Genomic DNA, 1444 nt, shown 5'->3' with positions numbered 1-1444 from the left:
GATCAGGTCAGCACAAGGTTGTTGATCAATAGCGCTGATATTTGGAACCGAACTCAGGGCGGTTTTCGGCGACGTAGAGTTTTTCCTGTTGGCTGTCTTTGTGATCGATACCGACGGTGTTTACGTTCAAAGTGGCCGGCTGGCTGACTTTGGCTGCTGCAACCACCTGCGAAGTTGCGTGGGGGGCCGCGATGGCGGACGTAGCGCCAAGAACTGAAAGGGCGAATCCAAGAGCGATGATGCTTTTCATGATGTTGCTCCAGAGCGTGGGAAGAAGATGTGGCCACTGTAGTGCTGGAGCGTCGTGATAAAAAAACACCCTGACGCATAGTCGTTATTGAGCGCAGTGATCTTTTGTCAGCAGTCAACCCTGCGCATCGAGCATTTCCACCGGGTAGGAGAAGACGTAGCCCTCACTGCGCACCGTTTTGATGTAGGTCGACTCCCGGGAGTCGTCCTTGAGCCGTTGGCGCAGGCGGCTGACCAGCAGGTCGATGGACCGGTCGAACAGATCGGCATCGCGGCCCTGGGTCAGGTTGAGCAGTTGATCGCGACTCAGCACCCGCTGCGGATGATCGAGGAACACTCGCAACAGGCGGTATTCAGCGCCGCTGAGGGCGACCAGGGTGCCGTCTTCGTCCAGCAAGTGACGGGCGGTGGTGTCCAGGCGCCAGCGGCCGAAACCCAGCATGCGGCCGCTTTCGGTGACCAGCAGGTTGGGCGGCAGCATCCGGGTGCGGCGCAGCACCGCGTTGATCCGCGCCAGCAGCTCCCGGGCGGCAAAGGGTTTGGTCAGGTAGTCGTCAGCGCCCATCTCCAGGCCGAGGATGCGGTCGGTTTCGTCGTTGCGTGCGGTGAGCATCAGGATGGGCGTGGCTTTGTGTTTGCCCGAGCGCAGTTCACGGCACAGGACCAGGCCGTCATCGCCGGGCAGCATGATGTCGAGGACGATCAGGTCGACCTGGTTGGTTTCGAGAAAGCTGCGCATGTGCCGGCCGTCGGCGACCATGGTGGTGCGCAGGCCGTTCTTTTTCAGGTAGTTGCCTACCAGTTCGCGAATTTCGCGATCGTCGTCGACGATCAGGATGTGGTTGACGTGGTCCATGAGCCGATCCTTTTGATATTCGCGGGGGCTTGGCGGCCTTTGGGCCGACCATGCTGTTGGGTGATTGGGGGCATATCCGTTGCTGCGGTAACGGCGGCTTATGGTTTCGCCCTTACGGCGAGTCCCTTTTGTCAAACGCCACAAAAGGAACCAAAAAGTCTCGCCCCTTTCGTACGGCCCCTCGCTAAGGCTCGGGGTTCCTTCGCTCCGGCATTCATCCGGGGGCATCGCCCTCCGGTTGGCTTCGCTGGCACCTACATGCGATGAGTTCGACTGCGTCGAACGGCGCTGCGCGCCAATCCCCGGATGAATACCTCCACTCAGCCTGCCGAGGGGGCG

Annotated in this window: 2 protein-coding genes; both read right to left on the bottom strand. The window is 60.4% G+C overall.

Features of this window, described 5'->3' with window-relative positions; genetic code table 11:
- Positions 1 to 25 precede the first annotated feature (25 nt).
- Positions 26 to 250, bottom strand: a complete 225-nt coding sequence (locus ACRESJ_RS09475) for a hypothetical protein (protein ID WP_431757678.1) — start codon at positions 248 to 250, stop codon at positions 26 to 28.
- A 114-nt stretch (positions 251 to 364) separates the two neighbouring features.
- The gene (locus tag ACRESJ_RS09470) at positions 365 to 1105 is read right to left on the bottom strand and encodes a response regulator (protein ID WP_431757677.1); all 741 of its coding nucleotides are present in this window, start codon (positions 1103 to 1105) and stop codon (positions 365 to 367) included.
- Positions 1106 to 1444: the final 339 nt, after the last annotated feature.

This window comes from Pseudomonas sp. (assembly GCF_050739655.1).
Lineage (GTDB): Bacteria > Pseudomonadota > Gammaproteobacteria > Pseudomonadales > Pseudomonadaceae > Aquipseudomonas.
This window is presented reverse-complemented; position numbering and strand designations above follow the sequence as displayed.